Genomic DNA, 19,952 nt, shown 5'->3' on the forward strand with positions numbered 1-19,952 from the left:
TTAAATTACTTATTTGCTTCTTTTGCTTTATCAACAATGTCTTGTAGTTCCTTTAAGAATACCGACATGTCTTTAAATTGACGATAGACACTTGCAAAGCGAATATAAGCAATCTCGTCTAAATTGACTAATTCTTCCATAACATACTCACCAATTAAAGTTGAAGGTATTTCATTTTCGCCTCGCTCACGAATTCTAGCTTCTACATGATCGACAATTTGTTCCATTTGCTCCATCGCTACTGGACGTTTTTCAGCAGAACGAATTAAACCACGTAATACTTTTTCACGATTAAATTCTTCACGCGCGCCATTTTTCTTAATGACTAACAGAGGTGTTTCTTCTAATCGTTCAAACGTTGTAAAACGAAAGCCGCAGTTTTCACATTCGCGTCTACGGCGAATCGCACGACCGTCATCGGCTTGACGGCTATCAATAACACGAGAATTATTATGATGACATTTTGGACAGTGCATATTTCCACCCCATTTATCTTTATTTATTTTAAATTTACTGAATGAATAAATTAAATTTCTTTCTATATTATAACACGTTTATCAGTTCTTCTGACAGAATAGACAAGAAAAAACTCTAGAAAACTCTAGAGTTTTTAATCTTTTTAAATAAATTTTTGTGCTTTTAACCAGTTTTTAACTTTCTTTTTTGTTTCTTCCAGTGAATTTTGGTTATCAAACACAATATCCGCCCGTTGCTTTTTCTCTTCAATTGATAGTTGACTAGCTATTCGTTGCAACGCCTGTGCTTTTGTTAAGTCATCTCGTCTTATTAAACGTTCTAATTGAACAGCTTCAGGAACATAAACCACGGCAACCTGATCCATTTCATCTTCATAATGGGCTTCAAATAATAGCGGAATATCTGCAATTACTAAGGGTTCCTCTCGATATCCACGGATACGTTGAGTAATTGTTTGTCGTAAAATAGGATCTAATAACGCATCTAATTGGCGACGTTTTTCTTCATCAGAAAAAATAATATTACCTAATTTTTTACGGTCTAACTGACCATTGTCTAACAAAATATCCTCTCCAAAGACGGAGACAATCGCTTGTAGACCTGCTTGTTTGGGTTCAACAATCTCTCGTGCAATCACATCCCCATCCACAATCGGAAAGCCATATGCACGAAAGATGTTCACAACGGTACTTTTTCCTGTAGCAATACCGCCTGTAAGACCTAAAACCATGCCCATCAGCACTCATCCTTTCCGCTTCTGACAAGTTGGACAATAATGGGTGCCACGTTGGGCGACTTTTGTTTTAACAATCGGTGTTTGACAACGTGGACAAGGTAAATCCGTTTGCCCATAAGCATTTAGTGATACTTGAAAAGTGCCTGCTTCTCCTAGTGCGTTAGCGTAAGAACGAATCGTCGTTCCCCCTGCTTCCACAGCTCTAGCTAAGACATCGATAATCGCTTGATGCAAGCGGGTTGTTTCACTTTCGTTTAATGCATTTGCTGGCGTTTCAGGATGTATTTGGGCTTCCCATAGTGCTTCGTCTACATAAATATTTCCTAAACCGGTGACTAGTTTTTGATCTAATAAAAGTGGCTTAATCGCTTTAGCCGATCGTTTTAATTTTTCTTGAAAAGTTTCCAAATAAAAGACATCTGGTTGAGGTTCTGGACCTAATTGTTTAATTCCTTTGTATTGGCTACTCTCATCTTTAGGCACCAAAACCATTCGTCCAAATTTACGCACATCATTATAAAAAAGGCGAGAATGGTCCGTAAAATTAAAGATGACATGTGTATGCTTATCAAGCATATCTTGCATATCAGGGTCAAATTCATATTTACCTTCCATACGCAAATGTGAGATCATATCAAAATTCGTGAATTTAAAAATTAAAAATTTCCCTCGACGCTGAATATCTTCAATCGTCTGATTAACCAAATTTCTTTGGAAAGTTTCTATCTCGGGCGATTCAATAATTCGTGGCCAGCGAACTTCGACAGATTCAATCGTTTTTCCCTTAACTAAATGCAATAGCCCTTTGCGAACAGTTTCTACTTCTGGCAATTCTGGCAAAGCTTTTCACCTCTTTATTTTGCTTCATACCATGTTTTTCCCCAACTGCTGTCAGTGATTAATGGTACATGTAAGGAAACAGCTGTCTCCATCACTTCTTTTACAAGTTGATTTAATTTTTCTAACTCATATTCTGGAACTTCAAAAACCAATTCATCATGTACTTGTAAAAGCATCGCTGCTTCTAATTTTTCTTCTTTCATCCGACGATTCAAATCAATCATCGCAATTTTTAAAATATCGGCGGCACTTCCTTGAATTGGTGAATTAATGGCCGTTCTTTCTGCAAATGAACGTAAATTAAAATTACGTGAATTAATATCTGGTAAATACCGACGACGATGATACAAGGTTTCTACATAGCCGGTGTCTTTAGCTTCACGAACTACTGTCTCCATGTATTTTTTCACACCTGGATAACGTTCGAAATAAGTGTCAATATATTGTTGAGCAGCTTTTCGAGTAATGCCCAAGTTTTGTGATAATCCATAATCAGAAATGCCATAAACAATTCCAAAATTAACTGCTTTGGCTTGGCGACGCATATTGGGAGTGACGTCTTCAGCTTTTTCAATGCCAAAAACGCGCATCGCTGTACTTGAATGGATATCTTGTCCTTCTAAAAAGGCCGCTTTTAAATGCTCGTCATCTGAAATATGAGCCAACACACGTAGTTCAATTTGGGAATAGTCGGAAGAATAAATTACCCAATCTTCTTTTCTTGGTACAAATGCTTCACGAATCTTACGACCTTCTTCTAAACGAATAGGAATATTTTGTAAGTTTGGATCGACTGAGCTTAGACGTCCTGTTTGTGTCAACGTTTGTACATAACGTGTATGAATTTTTCCATCGCTTTGAATCATTTTCAATAATCCTTCAACATAGGTTGACTGAATCTTCGAAATTTGGCGATAAACTAAAATATCTTCGACAATAGGAGCTTGTTCTTTTAGCTGTTCTAAAACATCAACCGCTGTGGAATAGCCTGTTTTTGTTTTTTTAATGACAGGTAGACCCATTTTTTCAAATAGGATAACGCCTAACTGTTTTGGTGAATTCAGATTAAATTCTTCGCCTGCTTGTGCATAAATTTTTTGTTCAATTTCTTGTAAGCGTTCAGCAAATTCACCTTTCATCTGATTCAAACGTTGTCCATCCACTTTGATCCCTGTCATTTCCATTTCTGCTAAGATATTCGATAAAGGAAATTCCATCTCATAAAAGAGTTGCGTTTGCCCTTTTTCTTCCAACTCTTCAACTAGTTTCTCACTTAACCATTCAATCGCAACAATTTTACGAGCTAAATGCGCAAAAAAGACTTCTTCCTCTTCTGGCAGACCTTTTTTAGCTCCTCTTCCATAAATCACATCATCTGATTGAATTTCTGTATATCCATAATGAGCCGCAACAGCTGCAATATCATTACTATTATCATTGGTATCTAATAAATAAGCGGCTAATAAAACATCATAAGACAAGCCTTTTGGACAGCCAATATAACGATTTAAAGCGACTTGGGTACGCTTGGCATCATAGACTTTTTTCTTTTTCGTTTCGTCAAATAGCCATTCTTGGAATGCAGCATCTTCAAATACAGCTTCGTTATTGGCAACATAGATTTTTTTCTTCGTTCCCCAAGCAATCCCCACAATATCTTCAATGTGGTAGTTATCCCCTAGCATTTCAACGTATAGCGCTGATTCTGAGGTAAACATTTCAGGAGTCGTTTCTTCTACCACTTCAAATAAAATATCATCCATCTCTTGGTCATCAACGATATTTAAACGTTCTAAGAAAGTTTTAAAATTCATTTCTTTATAAAAGGGCACTAATTTATCTAAATCTTTGCCTTCATATTTTAAGGAATCAACGTTCACCTCAACAGGGGCATCGGTATTGATGGTTGCTAATTGTTTTGAAAGAAAAGCTAACTCACGATCATTGATTAAATTCTCTTTCATTTTGCTTTTTTTCATTTCATCAATATGTTCATAAATGCCTTCTACTGACTCATATTGTTTTAGCAATTTAATTGCAGTTTTTTCACCGATTTTGGTCACTCCAGGAATGTTATCCGAGGCATCACCAGCTAGACCTTTCATATCGATGATTTGTAAAGGTTTTAAACCATCATATTTTTCTGCAATATGTTCAGGTGTATAAGATTCAAGATCACTGACGCCTTTTACTGTAATATCGATTTTTATATGTTCAGTGGCTAATTGGGTTAAATCACGGTCACCTGTTAAAATTACCACGTCAAATTGTTCTTCATCCACACGATTAGCTAAGGTTCCTATAATATCATCGGCTTCATAGTTATCCAATTCGTAGTGCTTGACACCCAAGCCTGTAATCAATTCACGAATATACGGCATCTGTTCTTTGAATTCACCTGGCGTTTTTGCACGCCCACCTTTGTATTCTTCATACATCGCATTACGAAAAGTAGTGTTACCCGCATCAAATGCAACCAAGACATGCGTTGGCTGCTCTTTAGCCATTACATTTTCAAACATATTGTTGAAGGCATAAATCGCGTTGGTGTGTAATCCATTGTTGTTTTTAAAGCGTTCTAGCGAATTATGTAGCGCAAAAAACGCACGAAACGCGACGCTGTTGCCATCCACTAATAATAATTTATTTTTTGTCATTTTTTTGGCTCCTCACTTGAAACATTCTTCTTTATTTTAACAAAGAAATCTAAGGAATGCGATTATTTAAGTACAAAAAAACGAACATTGGTTTGCCAATGTTCGTTTGCTTGATTAGTCTCTTGAAAAGATTCGTAATAGTGATAAGAACAAGTTGATAAAGTCTAAATAAAGTTGCAATGCCATGAAAGCAGCTAAACCTAAATTCTCTTGTCCTTGTGAAGCAAAATAGACGTGACGGATACGTTGATTATCATAGGCTGTTAAGCCAACAAAGATTAACACCGTAACATAGGATAAGAAATAATCGACACCTGAACTTTGTAAAAACATGTTTACAACTGTCGCAATGATTACCCCAAATAGTAAACCAATTCCCGCACGACCAATACCACTTAAATCACGTTTCGTAAAGGCACCATACAGTGCCATTACTAGGAATGTAATAGTAGCTACAACAAAAGCTCTTGCTGCATTTTCTACACCATAAGCTAAAATAGTAATAGATAAAACTAATCCATTTAGTAAGGAATAGACAATAAATCCTGCCAGTGTTAACGATGGATTTTTTTGTGCTTTGGCACTTAATACAATTACTAAGATGATTTCAGCAATCCAAATCCCTGTTAAGCCTAATGGGAAGTTTTGAATAAACGCTAATGTTTGTTTTAAAAAAATACTTCCACCTAAAAAAGCAGCTAAAGCACTGATACCTAGACCTAAACCGAAGATTCCATAAACCTTTGCATAAAATTTATTTAATCCAGATGTATCTTCAATAACTTGATGATTATTCATTTGTTTCCTCGCTTTCGTCAATTAAAATTGGTGGTTGAACCATCACAACCGCATCCAATACGCGATCGTTTTCTGTATTCACTGCTTCCACAGAAATAGTAATGACATCCTTCATTTTATCAACTTTGATAACTTCAAATTCAAATGTCAATGTTTCATAATGGTAGACAGGTTCCACGAAGTTCACAGAAAAATTAACCACATGTGACCCTGGTCCAGGCAAATGTTTTGAAATGGCACTCGTTACAATCCCCATCAACATAATTGACGGAACAATTGGGCGTTCATACGCTGTTTGTCGTGCATAATCATGTTGAATATATAATGGATTAGCATCATTCGTTAATCCTAAATACAACAACAGCTGATTATCTTCAATCGATTCTGTAACGGATAACGATTCACCCTCCTCAATTTCATCAATGGTTTTTCCTAGTTTTCTTGGCTTACCTATATCCAAAATAGCAGACCTCCAAATAAAATATATAGTTTCTCTTATTTTATCAAATGCACAGAAAAGTGCAAGCGTCGTTACTTCTAAAAAAACGAATGATAGCTAAGCTACCATCCGTCTTGTTTTTATAATACGTTACGTGTTGTTCCGCTTAATAATTTTTCATAAGCTTGTTCAAATTTTTGAACATCGCCTGCGCCCATAAAGATGATCACCGCATTTTCGTGATCTAATAATGGCGACACATTATCTTCTTTGATAACTTGTCCACCTTTTGAAATTTTTGCTCCTAAATCTTCAATTTTCACATCGCCTTGCGTTTCACGTGCTGAACCGAAAATATCACATAAATACACTTTATCTGATAAATCTAACGCTTCTGCAAATTCGTCCATCAATGCAATCGTTCGAGTGAATGTGTGTGGTTGGAAGACTGCAATAATTTCTTTATCTGGATATTTTTGACGTGCGCCATCAATCGTTGCTTTGATTTCGGCTGGATGATGTGCATAGTCATCAACGATAGTCATATCTGCCACAATTTTTTCACTGAAGCGACGTTTTACCCCTTTAAATGTTAACATTTCTTGGGCAACTTTCTCCATGTTAAAGCCTTCTAAATGTGCCGTTGCAATCACACCCAACGCATTGTTGATATTGTGTTGACCAAAAGCTGGCAAAGCAAAGTGGCCGATAAATTCACCTTGGAAATACACATCAAATTCAGAACCTTCTGTTGTACGAATAATATTTCTTGCTTGAATATCATCGTTTTCATTTACCCCATAGTAATAGATGGGAACATCTGCTTCTAATTTACGTAAATACTCATCATCACCAAAAGCTAAAATTCCTTTTTTCACTTGATGAGCCATTGTTTGAAATGCTGAGAAAACATCTTCAATACTTGTGTAATAATCAGGATGGTCAAAATCAATATTTGTCATAATTGCATAATCCGGTGAGTATGCTAAGAAATGACGACGATACTCACATGCTTCAAAAGCAAATAATTCAGCATTTGGGTCACCATGACCTGTTCCATCACCAATTAAATAGCTTGTTGGACGAATACCAGTTAATACGTGAGCTAATAATCCTGTCGTACTTGTTTTTCCATGGGAACCAGTTACGGCAATACTTGTAAATTGTTGAATAAAGTTACTAATAAAATCATGGTAACGAATCACTTCTAGACCTAATTCACGTGCACGCACTAATTCTTCATGAGCATCTGTGAACGCATTACCAGCAATGACTGTTAAACCATCATGAATATTCTCAGCATCAAACGTATATAAAGGAACACCCGCACGTTCTAATTCACGTTGTGTGAAAAAGTATTCTTCTACGTCAGACCCTTGTACTTGCAACCCTTTTTCATGTAAAACAAGTGCTAAAGAGCTCATACCTGAGCCTTTGATTCCTACAAAATGATAGATTTTTTTATCTTGATTCGTCATAATTTGTTGTCCTCTTTTCTCAAAACATTCTCTATATAAAGATTCATTTATCGTCTAATAAGTATATTTAACTGGGATACATTATCTTACAAAACTTCGAAAATAGCAACGAGTTTTAACTTATCATAGTCAAGATTTAATTTTCTCTCATCATTTTCCCAAAGAAATAATTGTTGTATCTAAGTATTGGAGCTTCCCACGACAAGCGCCACACACGTAGCGTTCCGTATTAATTCTTTGACGTCGTTGGACACATTTCTCACAGTTTTGGCATTGATAAATCAAAACTTTTACTTCTCGAGGTGGACTGGGCGCAAACCTAAGTCCACCTGTTTGAGTAAGTAATTCTTTAAATTCCCAATCTTTATGCTGATAACCTTTACCTGCTAAATGTAGATGATAATGACAAAGCTCATGTTTGATAATTCCGATAAATACTTCCATTCCCTGTGTTAACATCTTAGGATTAAAATCTAAGTGATGATCATTCAAATGATACCGACCACCTGTTGTTTTTAGACGCGCATTAAATACAGCCTTATGTTGAAAAGGTTTATCAAAAAATTCAAGCGATATTTTTTCAACCAATTCTTGCAATTCAAATGGTGTCATTTAGACGATCCAGGATCAAGCATGGTTAAGCTGATTCGCCCTTTATTGACATCGACTTGATCAATCCAAACCGTAACCACATCACCCACAGATACAATATCTTTGGGATGTTTAACAAAAGTTTTACTTAATTTAGAAATATGAACCAAACCATCTTGTTTCACACCAATATCAACAAAGGCACCAAAATCAATAACATTACGTACTGTACCTTTTAACTCCATTCCTGTTTTCAGGTCTTCCATGGAAAGCACATCTTTACGTAAAAGAGGCGCAGGCATTTCATCACGCATGTCTCTTCCTGGTTGAAGTAAGGCTTTGATAATATCTAAAACAGTTTCGTTGCCCACGGTTAACTCGTTCGCAGTTTGGATCACATTCAATTGAGCTAACGCTTCTTTCGCAGACTCTGTTCCTAATTGCTCTGATGAAAGATCGACTAACGCTAAAATATCTTTGGCAACAGCGTAGCTCTCTGGGTGAATGCCTGTATTATCTAAAATATTTTTTCCACCTGGAATACGTAAAAATCCAATTGCTTGTTCATATGCTTTAGGTCCTAAACGTGGAACTTTTTTTAATTGGTTTCGTTGCACAAAAGCACCGTTTTCTTCACGGTACTTAACGATATTTTGAGCTGTCGTCTTATTCAACCCAGAAACATGTTGTAAAAGTTGAGGACTTGCGGTATTCACATCTACACCGACTTGGTTTACTACGGTTTCTACCACAAAATCCAATTGTTCTCCTAAACGCTTTTGAGAAACATCGTGCTGATATTGACCCACACCGACTGCTTTTGGCTCAATCTTCACTAATTCGGCTAGTGGGTCTTGTAAACGACGAGCGATACTAATTGCGCTACGCTCTTCTACTGGTAATTCTGGGAATTCTTGACGAGCAGTATCACTCGCAGAATATACTGAAGCTCCGGCCTCATTGACAATCACATAAAAGACTTCGCGTGCAATGTCTTTTAATTGTTCCGCAACAAATTGTTCTGATTCGCGACTAGCGGTTCCATTCCCAATGGCAACCATATCTACTTGATGAGTTTCAATTAAGTTCTTCAATGCTGGTCCTGCCGCTTGACGTTTATTTGGTGCCGCCGGTTTATGTGGGTAGATAACTTCAATCGCTAAAAGCTTACCTGTTGCATCAACTACTGCTAATTTACATCCTGTACGATACGCTGGGTCAAATCCCAATACTACTTTTCCCTTTAAGGGCGGTTGTAATAATAGATTGCGTAAATTCTCACCAAAAATCGCAATCGCTTGCTCATCTGCTTTTTCAGTTAATTCATTGCGAATTTCGCGTTCAATTGCTGGACCAATAAAGCGTTTATACGCGTCTTGATAGGCTTCAATAATAAAAGGCGCGGCTGTTGACTGTGGTTGTTGAATTAATTGTCGGTTAAAATAATCAAAAATTTTCGTTTCATCCACTTCTAGAGAAACTTTCAAGATGTCCTCTTTTTCACCACGATTTGTGGCTAAGATACGATGAGAGACAATTTTATTAATCGGTTCAGAAAAATCATAGTACATTTCGTAAACGCCTTTTTCATCTTTATCTGCATCTTTGACCTTACTGACGTAGCTTCCTTTATTAAAAAGATAACTACGAATCCATGTACGAAATGTCGCAGAATCACCAAATTGTTCTGCTAAAATTTCATGGGCACCTTGTAACGCTTCTTCAGATGTTTCAATTGCTTCATTCACAAAACTCTGTGCTTTTTGATAGACATCTTCTTTAGGAAAAGCTAATAACCATGTTGCAAGGGGTTCTAAACCATTTTCTTTTGCAATCGTAGCTTTTGTTCGACGTTTTTGTTTATAGGGACGATATAAATCCTCTACTTGTTGCATCTTTGTTGCCACTAAAATAGAATTTTTTAATTCAGGTGTTAATTTTTCTTGTTCATCAATTAAACGCAACACTTCTTCTTTACGTTTTTCTAAATTTTCTAAATACGTATATCGTTCTTCAATCTCACGAATTTGCACTTCATCCAATCCGCCAGTCATTTCTTTCCGATAACGAGCAATAAAAGGAACAGTATTTCCTTCTCCTAATAATTCCAACACTTTTGTTAGTTGGTTTCCACGATATTGCGTAAGTTCTTTTTGCAATAACTGAATAATTTTATCGTTCATTTGTTAAATTCCTTTCCTCAAACATCTTCTTAAGTTTAACATAAAATAAACACAGATGGATATGTTCCCATCTGCGTTCTCCGTTTAAAAATCTGGTTGCCATGGACCAGACACATTTTGATATTCAATATCTTGAACAATTCCTTTTTGGTCAAAAATCACTCCATGAACCGAACCACCAAACACCGCTCCACCATCAATTCCGATTTTATGATCAGAAATCCATAAATCTGTGGTTTTCATATCTCCGTGTAACATCGGTGTGATCGTATGACCAAAGACAATTGTTTTTCCTGTATTATTTTTCCCTGTATGAAACGAGTCTCGAATCCAAATAAAATCACGAGGATCGGTTTCTTTCCAATCCTTTTTTGTTAAATCCACTCCGGCATGGACAAATAAATACTTGCCCCACTCAAAACTCAATGGACGATCCATCAAAAAATCAACTAAGTCTTTGTAACGAGAACGTATCATCATCGCAATTTCCGTAGGTGAATACTCCTCTGTCGCTCCAGGATGAAGCAAACTATCAATAGTTTCTTTGCCACCATTACGTACATAACCTGTCATCCAATCTTCCGGCGCATGCAAAAATTGTAAAAAATATTCTTCATGATTCCCTCGAAGATAAATCGCACCATATTTTTCAACTAATTCTTTTCCTAATAAAAAACATTCTTTGCTTTTTTTTCCTCGATCATTTAAGTCACCAATTAAAACTAGTTGATGATGAACTGGATCAAAGCTTTCTAATAATTTCTTAAACAAATCAAGTTGACCATGAATATCGCTAATCACATAAACATATGGTTTCATATTCTTCATCCCCTTTTCTTAAGTATACGCCTTTTTTCAAGCAAATTCATGGATAATTATTTGCGCTTTATTTAGGAAGTCGCTATACTAAAAAATAAGGATGTGAGCACATTGAAGAAATGGACACACTATTGGTTACAATTTAAAGCAGAAATGAAAGAATCCATTCGTACAGGTGCTATTGCGAATGATTGTCAAAAATAAAAAAATGATTCATCGCAATAACATACGATGAATCATTTTTTATTTACCTGAAACAGCGTAATAATTTCCATCACGGTCTGCAAAATTAAAGACCATTTGTTCTTCCATTTGAATCAATTCGCCAACTTCAACATCCATAGATAATAGTTTTTTATATAAATCGACAATTTGATTAGAAACAAACATAATTGATGGTGAATTTGTCGCAACTTCTGGTGAATGACGTTCAATAAATTCACGATCATATAAAACAAAATGGGTTTGCGCATCACTTGACGCTGCAATTTCAACGACAAGTGTTCCGTCTAATTCTTGTTTTTCAATCACGATAAATCCCAATTCTGTCCAAAAATCAACTGCTGCGGGAACATCATCTACATAAATCATCACTTGCATCTCATTTGAAAACATAGCTATCAATCCTCATTTTCTTGATTGTTAAAGTTTAATTTGATACCTGGTTGATCTGTGACAATTTCTGTTACTTCGTATGTTAAACGTTGCAGCATTTCAAATAAAGGTTCAACTAATTCATCTGCTTCAACCTTTGATAGGTCATTAGGGCCTGTGATTTTACGATTGACAATATGATTGATTTGTCCAATCGCTCCACTAATAATAAACTCTGGGAAGACCACTTCAAATTGCAAACGAGCACCTAAAACTGTATTTTCTTCTGGATAATTTTCTTGTGGTTTTAATGGCGCAAAACCAACGTTTAATTTTGTTTCTGCTTCTTGCTCTGGATTACGCATATCAAAGTGATATGTTTCAACTACTGGTTTTTGTCTTTTTATTTCCAAACTTCTCACGCTCCTTAACGAAAGTATATCATAATTTAAAGTAGGAACCTATTTGTATCTTATGCTTTTTTGCGAAAACAAAAAATCGAAACAGAATATCTGCTTCGATTTCACCCTTACATTTTTTCAAGATAATCTAATGCATCCTGTAATGTTTTTACAGGGACAATTTTCATATCTGATTTAATTTTTTTCATTGCTTCTACGGCTTCTTCGTAGTTGGTTTTTAATTCGGGATAGGCAGCTTTTTGTTCTACAGTAATCTCATCGTCAGGTGCAAAGAAAATTTCAACGCCTTCTTTACTAGCACTGGCAACTTTTTTATCGATTCCTCCAATACGACCAATGGTTCCATCGTTATTCATGGTTCCAGTCCCCGCAATGTTTTTCCCTTTACGCAAATCCTGATCGACTAACTGTTCATATATTTCTAAAGTAAACATTAATCCCGCAGAAGGACCTCCAATATTTTCTACGTGGAAATCAATTTTGTCATCTGATTGAATTTCTGTATGATCGACTAAAGTAATGCCAATCCCAGCTTTTTTATTTGCCTCTAAAGTAATTAATTTAGCCGTGGCTTCTTTCTCTTCGCCATCTTGAAGATAAGTTATCGTTACTTCATCATTGGCTTTTTTCCCTTGAACATAACTCATAAATTCTTGGGTGTTCTTAAACGTTTTACCATCAACTTTAGTAACTGTGTCTCCTACAGAAATTTTATCGATGAAATTGGAATTGGATTCAATTCCCATCACATAGACACCTTTGTAGTCGAAATGATACGGACGTTTCGCTTGTTTTAATGCTTGCTCAATCGCATTATTTTGGGATGAAGTCATATAATATTGTTGAATACGGTCATATTCCGCACCACTTGACTCCCCAAATAGTTCTTTTTCACTAACGACATCTTCAAAAGGATCAAACTTGGCTTTAATTGCTGTAACAACTGATGCTTGGCGAATCCCTACTGACGTTAGCGAAAATGAACCAGGATTATCATCTTTTTGGTCGTTGACTGTAACGAGTTCTTTTAAATCAATGGTCGAGCCGGGCTGTTCAATATAATAAGGCAATGGAATAAAGACACTTGCCACAATTGTCAACGCCACCACAATAGATAAAAGATAATTGACAGAGGTTCTATTTTTCATTTTAATCACCGCTTCTTAATCGCTTCATAGACATTCTTAGGAAGATATTTTTGAACGTCTCCTCCAAATAATAGCACTTCTTTAATCAAACTAGAACTGATATGACTATATTCAGATTTTGCTACTAAAAAGACTGTTTCCAAATTTGGGTCTAAATGACGATTCATTTCCATAATTTCACGTTCATATTCATAATCTTTCATATTACGCACACCACGTAATAAAAAACTCGCGCCTAAGCGTTGGGCAGTTGTGACTGTTAATTCGGTTTCTTGAGAAATAACGGTCACATTTGGTAAATGTGCTACTGCATCATTCACTAATTTCACTTTTTCTTCTACTGAAAAAAATGAATGCTTATTGGTATTAACAAAAATCCCCACATAAAGCTCATCAAAGATTTTAGACCCTCGCTCAATGGTATCTAAATGTCCCATCGTTAATGGATCAAAACTTCCTGGAAATAATGCGATTTTTTTCATATTCGTTTAGACCTCATTTCTATAAATAGTAACTGCTGACATCCCATACACCTGATGTCTAATTTGGACAAGTGTTTGCAGTTCCTCTGGCAAAACAACACCCTTATCTGTTTCACAAACAACTAAACAGTCTGAATTCAATAGATTTTCATCTAACATCTTTTCTAATTGCGTGACAATTTGCTGTTTTGCATAGGGCGGATCTAACAAAATCAAATCAAAAGAATTTTCTCCATGAGATAATTTTTGTATCGCTTGATTAGCATCCATTTTAAGAGTCGTAAATTTCTCGGGCTCTTTCGTAATTTTAATATTTTCTTGAATCACTTTCATTGCAGGATAACTACGGTCAACACAAACAGCGTGCTCCATTCCTCTAGAAATTGCTTCAATGGCTAATCCACCACTGCCTGCAAATAAATCTAACACTTTGCCTCCATCAAAATACGGACCAATCATATTAAAAATCGATTCTTTTACCTTGTCAGAGGTTGGTCGTGTATTATCACCATCTAAACTTTTCAAACGGCGACCACGATAAGTTCCTGATACTACACGCATACGGTTGTTCCTTTCATCGGCTATATTCTCTTTTATTTATCAGCTGCTCTCGCTCTCCTTACAGTCGGACAATCGCAGTGATTCGGGAGGGGAACTACCCTCGCTTCGCTCTGCTAGTGCTGTTCATCAGCTGCTTTCGCTCTCCTTACAGTCGGCGAATCGCAGTGATTCAGGAGGGGAACTACCCTCGCTTCACTCTGCTAGTGCTGTTCATCAGCTGCTTTCGCTCTCCTTACAGTCGGCGAATCGCAGTGATTCAGGAGGGGAACTACCCTCGCTTCACTCTGCTAGTGCTGTTCATCAGCTGCTCTCGCTCTCCTTACAGTCGGCGAATCGCAGTGATTCACAGCAAATAGGCTGGGCTTTGCAGTCCAACCTTGTTTGCTATACGTTTTCGGCTAGGCGAATTGTTGTATTTCGTTCTTCAATATCGTCTTTGTCTTCGGTTACTTGAAAGGCTGCTTTGGTGCCAATTTTTTCGGCGAAGTTCATTTCGATATCTGGACGGTGAGAAATGTCTACATTACGCACAAAATGAAGGCGTTCAATTTTTTCTCGATTCTCTTCAACATTTTCTTCATTCACATACATCACTACATATTTCATGCGTCTTGAAACATAATGAACAAATCCGAAACGTCTTAAGTTCTTTAACTGACGCAAACTATACACCCAGACAATCAGTCCTCGTCTTTTTTGCATCGTAAATTCCTCAGTGTTAACTGACATGGCATTTCCCTCCACAACTTGATTTTGTTTCAAAGAATGGATTTCCTGTATCTACTTTAATATCGTCTGAAATACAATGGGCAATTTTTATACCCATTTCATCTAAAATTCCTTGCAGTTCTGTTTCTGAAAAGCGAAACTCAGCAACTAGCGGATGTAAATCTAATGCACGCTTTGATTTTCGCAAAGCTCGTTGCTTCTCGCGATGATCAGGTGCATACCCTCCATAAGCTGCAACACGGTCAAAAGATTCTTTTTTAGTTAAAAAGTCCGTTCTTATTCCTTGTACATCTGCATCTTCATATAAAATTTTCTTATTATCAATATACGTTTGAAATGTCTGACTTCGTTTCAAACACGTTAATAATTTTTGTACCTGGTCTTCTATTTCAAAAAATTGATCATCGTAAATCAATTGGCGTCACTGTCCTCTGTTTTATTTTCTAATTTCTGTAATAAGACTACCACATTCTCTTTTGAAAAGGCAATTCCTAAAGACTCAGGATCTTGATGCATAAAACGCGTATGTAAATACGGCGTGCTATACCACGTCAAAATAGTAAACGTTGGGTCATAAACGGGTAATTCTAAATAGACACTCGCAGTGGTTGCTGAAAATTCCTTTAGAACATCTTCCATTTCAGAGCGAGATAAGGTAAAACGGCCATCTTCGGTACCACTTTGAATTCTTTTTAATTGCTGGGTACGCTCAGTAGTTAAGAAATCTTCTGTTTTTGAGAAAAAAGAGCCCAAAATTTGTTCCCCAAGCATTTGATTTTTAGTATCTAAAATAAATTCCGGCAAACGATCATAATTTCTTAAAAATTGAAATAAGTTTTTGCTTTGCTCTTGTTTGTTTTGATTAATAATCTCCCAATCTGCATCTTCTTCCGTAGTAAAACGAGACGATACTCCATCAGTTAATTGATACGGTTCAAGTTGCAATAATGTTTCTTTATCCAAGTACATCACACTATATAACGAACTCTCACCTTTTTTCTGACTAAAAAATAACATTGCGAAAGTTCCGTTATCAAAAGCGATTAATGGTCGATAATTCATATCATCTTCCATCAATTCAAACGCGATAATCTTCCCGTCATGATTAAGCGTAAAATTGGGGTAAATCATCGTAATTTTTGCTAATTCATTCATTGTCATACCAAATTGAAAGGGTGCAATATCGGTGTTTTCTTTTCCTAAAAATTTAATACTAGTAATACGATTACCTTCTGTGTTAACTTCCAAATATGTCTGATCGTCTATAAAATATTGATGAATAACAAAAGAAAATCCAGAAGAATACACCTCTTCTGGATCTCCATAAACCGTTTCGAAATCCGTTAGTTTTTGCCCTATCCATTTGGCAAACCCATCCGTCGCAATTGGTTCATAGTTCCAAGATGTCGCCGGTGGATCTCTTCGAATTTCACTTTTATTAGACGGATCAGAAGAAACATGAGGAAACCACACAGGATACATATACAACAGAAATGTACATCCTATGAAAATGACACTAAATAATATTCCTCGATGTTTCATGCTGATTCCAGCCTTTCGTTATTTTTCTGCTACTTCGATTAATAAATCTCCAGATGAAATTGGTTCACCTTCAGTAACATATACATGGTCAACTGTACCATCAAAGCGTGCTTCAATTGATGTTTCCATCTTCATTGCTTCTGTAACTAGCAATGTATCTCCACGTTTCACTTGGTCACCTTTTTTCACTAAAACTTGTAAAACCGAACCAGACATTGTAGCACCAATTTGTTCTTTATTAGTTGGCTCAGCTTTGCGCTTAGCAATAACAGTGCTCTTAATTGAAGTATCTTTCACTGAAATTTCACGACGTTGGCCATTCAAGTTAAAGAACAACGTACGATTTCCTTCAATATCTGCATCACCGATCTCATCTAAACGAATAATCAAGTTTTTACCTTTTTCGATTTCAACATTGATTTTTTCGCCTGTACGCATACCACTAAAGAAGGTTGGTGTATCTAAGACTTTGATATCAGCAAATTGTTCGTAAGCTTTGCGATAAGCTAAGAAAATTTCTGGATACATCAAGTAGCTCAATACTTCATCATGTTGTGGTTCGTAGCCGATTAATTCAGCTAGTTCTGCTTTTACTTGTTCAAAATCAACCGGTTTTGCTAAAGCACCCGGACGGTCTGTATAAGCAGGACGGTCTTTGATAATAATTTTTTGTAATTTTTCTGGGAAGCCGCCAGTTGGTTGACCTAATTCACCTTGGAAGAAAGTAATTACTGATTCTGGGAAGCTAATTGTTTCACCATTTTCATAAATATCTTCTTCTGTTAAATTATTTTGAACCATGAATAGCGCCATATCTCCAACTACTTTAGAAGAAGGAGTTACTTTTACAATATCACCAAACATCATATTTACATTGTGGTACATTTTCTTAATTTCATCCCAACGATCGCCCAAACCAACTGCTTTTGCTTGTTGTTGTAAATTAGAATATTGTCCACCAGGCATTTCATGCATATAAACTTCTGTTTGAGGAACGTTCAAGCCATTTTCAAATGGTTGATAATACATACGTACATCTTCCCAATAATGATTCAATTCTTGTACATTTTCAATATTGATATCCGGTACGCGTTTGCCATTAACTAAAGCATAGTATAAACTACTCAAGCTTGGTTGACTTGTATTGCTACTCATCGCACTCATCGCTACATCGACAATATCAACGCCTGCTGTTACTGCTGCAGAATACGTGATAATTCCGTTACCACTTGTATCATGTGTATGCAAATGAATTGGCACATCTACAGTATCTTTTAACTCGCTAATTAATCGATAAGATGCTTGTGGTTTCAATAAACCTGCCATATCTTTAATCGCAATCGTATGTGCACCTAATGCTTCCAGCTCTTTTGCCATATCTTTATAATACTGCAATGAATATTTCGGTCTAGAAGCATCATTAATGTCTCCAGTGTAACAAATTGTTGCTTCAGCAATCTTACCTGCATCACGAACTGCTTGAATACTTTTTTCCATTTGTGGAATCCAGTTTAAGCTATCAAAAATACGGAAAACATCAATTCCTTGATGTGCTGCTTCATTGATAAATTCAACTAAGACATTATCTGGATAATTTGAATAACCGACTGCATTTGAACCACGGAATAGCATTTGCAATAACGTATTAGGCATTTTCTTACGTAAGATACGTAATCTTTCCCAAGGATCTTCTGTTAAGAAACGATAAGCAACGTCAAATGTTGCTCCACCCCACATTTCACTTGAGAATAATTGTGGCATTGCTTCTTCTGTTTTACCAGCAATTTTTGCTAAATCATGTGTACGAACACGCGTTGCTAATAAACTTTGATGCGCATCACGGAATGTTGTATCTGTTAATAAAACATTTTTTTGTTCTTTAATCCATTCAACAACAGCATCTGCACCTTTTGCATCTAAAATATTTTTAGCAGTTACTAGATTTTCCACTCGCTCTAATTTTTTAGGCATACGTGGTTCATCAAAGAAACGTTTTGTTTGTTTTTCAATTCCAGGGAAACCATTCACTGTGATTTCACCGATATATTTCATTGTTTTATTTCCACGGTCACGTGTGCGTGGGAATTCAAACAATTCTGGTGTTGTATCGATGAAAATTGTTTTTGCATCACCTGAACGGAATTGTGGGTGGCGAACAACATTACGCATAAATGGAATGTTTGTTTCTACCCCACGGATACGGAATTCTTTCAAGCAACGTTCCATTTTATCAATTGCTTGTTGGAATGTTGAACCATGCGTACAGACTTTTACTAATAAAGAGTCAAAATACGGTGTTACAACTGCTCCAGCATACGCATTACCTACGTCTAAACGCACACCAAAACCACCTGGTGAACGATACGTATCAATTTTACCTGTATCTGGCATAAATCCGTTTAATGGATCTTCTGTAGTTACACGACATTGAATGGCTGCACCTTCAAAAGTAATTTTATCTTGAGTCGGAATACCGATTTCTGTGTGTAAGTTTTTGCCTTGAGCAATTAAAATTTGTGTGGTTACGATATCAATGTCTGTAATCATTTCAGTAATTGTATGCTCTACTTGAACACGCGGGTTTACTTCGATGAAATAGAATTTATCGTCTTCAACTAAGAATTCTACTGTTCCAGCATTAACGTAATCAACATGTTTCATTAATTGAACTGCAGCATTACAGATTGCCGCACGTTGTTCATCATTTAAGGAGACACATGGAGCAACTTCTACAACTTTTTGGTGACGACGTTGAACCGAGCAATCGCGCTCAAATAAGTGAACAACATTTCCATGAGAGTCCCCTAAAATTTGTACTTCGATATGCTTTGGATTACCGATATATTTTTCAACATATACTTCATCACTACCAAAAGCTGCTTTCGCTTCACTTTTCGCACGTTCATAACCATCACGTGCTTCTTTTTCATCATGAGCCACACGCATTCCGCGTCCGCCTCCGCCAAGAGCTGCTTTAATCATAACTGGATAGCCATGATTATTGGCGAATTCTAAAACACCTTCAACGGTTTCAACTGGACCATTTGACCCAGGAATGGATTGAATACCTGCTGCAATCGCTGCCTCTTTGGCTTTAATTTTATCACCAAAAATATCTAAATGATGTGGTGTAGGGCCAATGAAAATAATTCCCTCTTCTTCACAACGTTTAGAAAATTCTAGGTTTTCTGATAAGAAACCATAACCTGGATGAATCGCTTCAGCGCCTGATTCTTTTGCAACACGAATAATATCTTCAATATCTAAGTAAGCATCAATTGGGCGTTTGCCTTTACCGACTAAATACGCTTCATCTGCTTTAAAACGATGAACAGAATATTCATCTTCCTCTGCATAGATTGCTACTGTTTTTATTTTTAATTCCACACACGCTCGAAATACTCGAATCGCGATTTCTCCACGGTTAGCAACAAGAATTTTTTTCATTAAACCACT

General features: G+C 36.4%; 19 protein-coding genes. All 19 read right to left on the reverse strand.

What is annotated here, in order from left to right:
- Positions 1-5: 5 nt before the first annotated feature.
- On the reverse strand, positions 6-476 hold the full coding sequence (gene nrdR, locus AC4BC7_RS05125; RefSeq protein ID WP_207940808.1) for a transcriptional regulator NrdR: 471 nt from the start codon (positions 474-476) through the stop codon (positions 6-8).
- Positions 477-619: 143 nt separating this feature from the next.
- Positions 620-1,213, reverse strand: coding sequence for a dephospho-CoA kinase (coaE, locus tag AC4BC7_RS05130; protein ID WP_207940809.1), 594 nt, complete (start codon positions 1,211-1,213; stop codon positions 620-622).
- Between the two features lie 6 nt (positions 1,214-1,219).
- On the reverse strand, positions 1,220-2,053 hold the full coding sequence (gene mutM / locus AC4BC7_RS05135; protein ID WP_207940810.1) for a DNA-formamidopyrimidine glycosylase: 834 nt from the start codon (positions 2,051-2,053) through the stop codon (positions 1,220-1,222).
- 14 nt (positions 2,054-2,067) lie between these two features.
- Complete coding sequence (gene polA, locus AC4BC7_RS05140; RefSeq protein ID WP_207940811.1) at positions 2,068-4,710, reverse strand: DNA polymerase I; 2,643 nt, start codon at positions 4,708-4,710, stop codon at positions 2,068-2,070.
- 114 nt (positions 4,711-4,824) lie between these two features.
- Positions 4,825-5,508, reverse strand: coding sequence for a Bax inhibitor-1/YccA family protein (locus tag AC4BC7_RS05145; RefSeq protein WP_207940812.1), 684 nt, complete (start codon positions 5,506-5,508; stop codon positions 4,825-4,827).
- Positions 5,501-5,968, reverse strand: a complete 468-nt coding sequence (locus AC4BC7_RS05150) for a MaoC family dehydratase (RefSeq protein ID WP_207940813.1) — start codon at positions 5,966-5,968, stop codon at positions 5,501-5,503. The genes AC4BC7_RS05145 and AC4BC7_RS05150 overlap by 8 nt, the downstream gene beginning before the upstream one ends.
- A 119-nt stretch (positions 5,969-6,087) precedes the next feature.
- On the reverse strand, positions 6,088-7,425 hold the full coding sequence (murC, locus tag AC4BC7_RS05155; protein ID WP_207940814.1) for a UDP-N-acetylmuramate--L-alanine ligase: 1,338 nt from the start codon (positions 7,423-7,425) through the stop codon (positions 6,088-6,090).
- A gap of 150 nt (positions 7,426-7,575) precedes the next feature.
- On the reverse strand, positions 7,576-8,037 hold the full coding sequence (locus AC4BC7_RS05160; protein ID WP_207940815.1) for a SprT family protein: 462 nt from the start codon (positions 8,035-8,037) through the stop codon (positions 7,576-7,578).
- Complete coding sequence (locus AC4BC7_RS05165) at positions 8,034-10,199, reverse strand: Tex family protein (protein WP_207940816.1); 2,166 nt, start codon at positions 10,197-10,199, stop codon at positions 8,034-8,036. The genes AC4BC7_RS05160 and AC4BC7_RS05165 overlap by 4 nt, the downstream gene beginning before the upstream one ends.
- Positions 10,200-10,283: 84 nt before the next feature.
- Positions 10,284-11,018: a metallophosphoesterase family protein gene (locus AC4BC7_RS05170; RefSeq protein WP_207940817.1), complete on the reverse strand. Its 735-nt coding sequence runs from the start codon at positions 11,016-11,018 to the stop codon at positions 10,284-10,286.
- Positions 11,019-11,261: 243 nt separating this feature from the next.
- Positions 11,262-11,633 carry a VOC family protein gene (locus AC4BC7_RS05175; RefSeq protein ID WP_207940818.1) on the reverse strand — a complete coding sequence of 124 codons (372 nt, stop codon included), beginning with the start codon at positions 11,631-11,633 and terminating at the stop codon, positions 11,262-11,264.
- Positions 11,634-11,638: 5 nt separating this feature from the next.
- Positions 11,639-12,025, reverse strand: coding sequence for a DUF1149 family protein (locus AC4BC7_RS05180; RefSeq protein ID WP_207940819.1), 387 nt, complete (start codon positions 12,023-12,025; stop codon positions 11,639-11,641).
- Positions 12,026-12,141: 116 nt separating this feature from the next.
- Positions 12,142-13,182: a SepM family pheromone-processing serine protease gene (locus tag AC4BC7_RS05185; protein WP_490504042.1), complete on the reverse strand. Its 1,041-nt coding sequence runs from the start codon at positions 13,180-13,182 to the stop codon at positions 12,142-12,144.
- A 5-nt stretch (positions 13,183-13,187) separates the two neighbouring features.
- The gene (gene coaD, locus AC4BC7_RS05190; protein ID WP_207940821.1) at positions 13,188-13,664 is read right to left on the reverse strand and encodes a pantetheine-phosphate adenylyltransferase; all 477 of its coding nucleotides are present in this window, start codon (positions 13,662-13,664) and stop codon (positions 13,188-13,190) included.
- A 6-nt stretch (positions 13,665-13,670) separates the two neighbouring features.
- On the reverse strand, positions 13,671-14,225 hold the full coding sequence (rsmD, locus tag AC4BC7_RS05195) for a 16S rRNA (guanine(966)-N(2))-methyltransferase RsmD (RefSeq protein WP_207940822.1): 555 nt from the start codon (positions 14,223-14,225) through the stop codon (positions 13,671-13,673).
- 384 nt (positions 14,226-14,609) lie between these two features.
- Positions 14,610-14,954, reverse strand: a complete 345-nt coding sequence (locus AC4BC7_RS05200) for a YlbG family protein (RefSeq protein WP_207940823.1) — start codon at positions 14,952-14,954, stop codon at positions 14,610-14,612.
- A complete protein-coding gene (locus AC4BC7_RS05205) occupies positions 14,944-15,369 on the reverse strand; it encodes a YlbF/YmcA family competence regulator (protein WP_207940824.1) in 426 nt (141 codons plus the stop codon). Before AC4BC7_RS05205 ends, AC4BC7_RS05200 begins: the two co-directional genes overlap by 11 nt.
- On the reverse strand, positions 15,366-16,436 hold the full coding sequence (locus AC4BC7_RS05210) for a CAP-associated domain-containing protein (protein WP_490504414.1): 1,071 nt from the start codon (positions 16,434-16,436) through the stop codon (positions 15,366-15,368). Before AC4BC7_RS05210 ends, AC4BC7_RS05205 begins: the two co-directional genes overlap by 4 nt.
- Positions 16,437-16,514: 78 nt before the next feature.
- Positions 16,515-19,943 carry a pyruvate carboxylase gene (locus AC4BC7_RS05215; RefSeq protein ID WP_490504043.1) on the reverse strand — a complete coding sequence of 1,143 codons (3,429 nt, stop codon included), beginning with the start codon at positions 19,941-19,943 and terminating at the stop codon, positions 16,515-16,517.
- Between the last annotated feature and the right edge of the window lie 9 nt (positions 19,944-19,952).

This window comes from Enterococcus sp. AMC1623 (assembly GCF_058216495.1).